The sequence below is a fragment of the Streptomyces laculatispora genome, from assembly GCF_017353455.1.
GTDB classification, from domain to species: domain Bacteria; phylum Actinomycetota; class Actinomycetes; order Streptomycetales; family Streptomycetaceae; genus Streptomyces; species Streptomyces laculatispora.
Window position 1 is genome coordinate 1 of record NZ_JAFMPZ010000209.1, and the last position, 3240, is coordinate 3240.

General features: G+C 70.1%; 2 protein-coding genes and 1 pseudogene. 2 read left to right on the forward strand and 1 reads right to left on the reverse strand.

The window, feature by feature from the left end; genetic code table 11:
- Positions 1-386: 386 nt before the first annotated feature.
- A complete protein-coding gene (locus tag J1C73_RS12125) occupies positions 387-836 on the forward strand; it encodes a PTS sugar transporter subunit IIA (protein ID WP_207316373.1) in 450 nt (149 codons plus the stop codon).
- Between the two features lie 76 nt (positions 837-912).
- A complete protein-coding gene (gene ptsP, locus J1C73_RS12130; protein ID WP_207316374.1) occupies positions 913-2583 on the forward strand; it encodes a phosphoenolpyruvate--protein phosphotransferase in 1671 nt (556 codons plus the stop codon).
- 69 nt (positions 2584-2652) lie between these two features.
- Here the strand turns inward: ptsP and J1C73_RS12135 are convergent.
- Positions 2653-3240, reverse strand: a pseudogene (locus J1C73_RS12135) (hypothetical protein); the annotation flags it as partial.

Sequence of the window (3240 nt, forward strand, 5' to 3'; positions counted from 1 at the left end):
CCGATTCCCGGTCGAAGCGGGATTCTTGCTGGATTACCTTCGGGGAATTTCGCTTTCGCGTTTTTCCCTTTCGGCGAGTCCGACTCTATCAGGCCTTTCCGGTCCGATTGACCAGCCCCAGCAGACATGCCGGTGCCGATGTCGGGTTAGGGTTTGGGCTTAATAGTCGCCGCCGACCCCCGACTCAATGTCGCGTTGGGGTCAGGCAGGAGTACGACAGTACAGGCTGCCGGGAGACGAGGCAAATAGTTTCCGGTGCACCCCTAGGTCCTCGAACCGCCAGGACTCAGGCGGAACCGGCACTTCTTATGACTTACCCTGCTGAGCAGTACGCCGCCCTCCTACATGCGGCGGCGCCAATGAAGCTCCACTCTGGGAGGCTCCCCATGACCACTGTGACGTCCCCGCTTGCCGGACGCGCCATCGGGCTCGCTGCGGTACCCGACCCGGTCTTCTCCGGTGCGATGGTCGGTCCCGGTACCGCCATCGACCCCGTACGCGAGCCGTCGGAGGCCGTGTCGCCGGTCGACGGAATCGTCGTCTCCCTTCACCCGCACGCCTTCGTGGTCGTGGACGCCGAGGGACACGGGGTTCTGACCCACCTCGGTATCGACACCGTCCAGCTCAATGGTGAGGGCTTCGAGCTCCTGGTGAACAAGGGTGACACCGTCACACGCGGCCAGAGCATCGTGCGTTGGGACCCGGCCGCTGTGGAAGCGGCCGGCAAGTCCCCGATCTGCCCCGTCGTGGCGCTGGAGGCAACCGCCGATTCCCTCTCCGCCGTCGTCGAGGACGGCGACGTGAAGATCGGCGACGCACTGTTCGGCTGGCAGTAATACGTTCGGCGCAGTGACAGCGGACCGGATATCCATCGCGGAGGCATCGTCCCCCGCACAATCGGAGACAGGTGAAATGGAGACAACGCTGCGGGGCGTAGGCGTGAGCCACGGTGTGGCGATCGGCGAGGTACGGCACATGGGCACGGCAGTGCTCGAACCGCCGGCCAAGCAGATCCCGGCCGAGGAGGCGGAGCGCGAGCAGGGGCGGGCGCGGCAGGCCGTGGAGGCTGTGGCGGCCGACCTCATCGCGCGCGGCAACCTGGCCGGTGGCGAGGCCCAGCACGTGCTGGAGGCCCAGGCCATGATGGCCCAGGACCCCGAGCTCATGGCTGATGTCGACCGGCGTATCGCTGTCGGCAGCACCGCCGAGCGCGGCGTGTACGACGCGTTCGCTTCCTACCGGGCGCTGCTGGCCGGTGCCGGGGAGTACCTCGCGGGCCGTGTCGCCGACCTCGACGATGTGCGCAACCGGATCGTGGCCCGGCTGCTCGGTGTGCCGATGCCTGGTGTGCCGGACAGCGACGAGCCGTATGTGCTGATCGCGCGGGACCTGGCTCCTGCCGACACGGCGCTGCTCGACCCCACGCTGGTGCTCGGCTTCGTCACCGAGGAGGGCGGACCGACCAGCCACAGCGCCATTCTGGCTCGGGCGCTCGGTGTGCCCGCCGTGGTGGCGCTCCCCGGCGCCGGCGAGATCGCCGAGGGCACCGTGATCGCGGTGGACGGCAGCACCGGCGAGATCTTCGTCGAGCCGAGCGCCGAGAAGCGCGCGGAGATGGAGAGTGCCGCGGCCGCGCGGAAGGCCGCGTTGTCCACGTCGACCGGTCCCGGTGCGACGTCCGACGGCCACAAGGTGCCACTGCTCGCCAATATCGGCGGGCCCGGCGATGTGCCGGCGGCCGTCGAGGCGGGGGCCGAGGGTGTGGGTCTGTTCCGCACCGAGTTCCTCTTCCTTGACGACAGCAAGCAGGCACCGTCGCAGGAGAAGCAGATCGTGGCGTACCGCGCCGTGCTCGAGGCGTTCCCCGAGGGACGTGTCGTGGTGCGGGTGCTGGATGCCGGGGCGGACAAGCCGCTGGACTTCCTGACGCCGGCGGACGAGCCGAACCCGGCGCTGGGTGTGCGCGGACTGCGCAGCCTGCTGGATCACCCCGATGTGCTGCGGACCCAGTTGACCGCTCTGTCGAAGGCGGCCGAGGGGCTGCCCGTCTATCTCGAGGTCATGGCGCCCATGGTCGCGGACCGTGCGGACGCCAAGGCGTTCGCCGACGCGTGCCGCGCGGCCGGGCTGAACGCGAAGTTCGGTGCGATGGTCGAGATTCCGTCGGCCGCGCTGCGCGCGCGTTCGGTGCTTCAGGAGGTGGAGTTCCTGTCGCTGGGCACCAACGACCTGGCGCAGTACACCTTCGCGGCCGACCGCCAGGTGGGTGCGGTGTCCCGGTTGCAGGATCCGTGGCAGCCCGCGCTGCTGGATCTGGTGGCGATGTCGGCCGATGCGGCCAGGGCCGAGGGCAAGAGCTGTGGTGTCTGTGGTGAGGCTGCCGCCGATCCGCTGCTCGCCTGTGTCCTGACCGGCTTGGGAGTGACGTCGCTTTCGATGGGCGCCGCGTCCATTCCCTATGTGCGCACCACGCTGGCGAAGTACACGCTCGCGCAGTGCGAGCGGGCCGCGTCCGCCGCGCGTGCGGCGGACTCCGCCGAGGAGGCGCGGGTTGCCGCGCAGGCGGTGCTTTCGGGCGAGTAGGTCCGCAGCGCCCGGACGATGAGGAGAAGGGGCTTCCCGCCGATGGTGGCGGGAAGCCCCTTCGGCTTGTCAGTGGTGGGGTTCCGGTTCGTCGGCGCCGATGTCGAAGCCTGCGCAGTACTCCACTCCGGACTCCGGGGAGACCGGTTCTCCGGTGTCGGCATCGGTGCAGTAGGCGCTGAAGACCTCGCCCGCAGTGAGGGGGGCGAGGCTGCCGCGGCTCAGCCGCCAGCCGTGCACCCGGTCCGGGGCGCCGGGTGCGCTCGTCCGCAGGACGACTCCCCCGCGGCGTTCGAGGGCGATGCCCACGGCGAGCACGGTCACGAATTCGGCTCCTTCCGCCGAGTCGAGGCGGGCCGGTCCGGTCATGTCGCGTTCGGTGTGCAGGGCGGCGAGCAGCTGCTCGTTGTCCGTGGGGGTGCTGCAGACCAGGTGGTGGGTGCCGGGGCCCGCGGTCTCCAGGGTGCGCAGCAGGAGGTGGGAGGCCCGGTCGAATGCCGCGCGGCCGACGTCCTGGCCGCAGTCGGCGCACTCCCCCAGGCCGGCCAGGAGCATCGTGGCGTACTCCCAGGTGGCCCGGCGGACCGCCCGGGAGACGAGGAGCGGGATCAGCGTGGCGAGTGGCTGTCCGGTGTAGGCGACGGTGGCGCCGGCCGC

Coding starts and splice junctions, on each gene's coding strand:
- J1C73_RS12125 (WP_207316373.1), top strand. CDS start 387: ATGACCACTGTGACGTCCCCGCTTGCCGGACGCGCCATCGGGCTCGCT.
- ptsP (WP_207316374.1), top strand. CDS start 913: ATGGAGACAACGCTGCGGGGCGTAGGCGTGAGCCACGGTGTGGCGATC.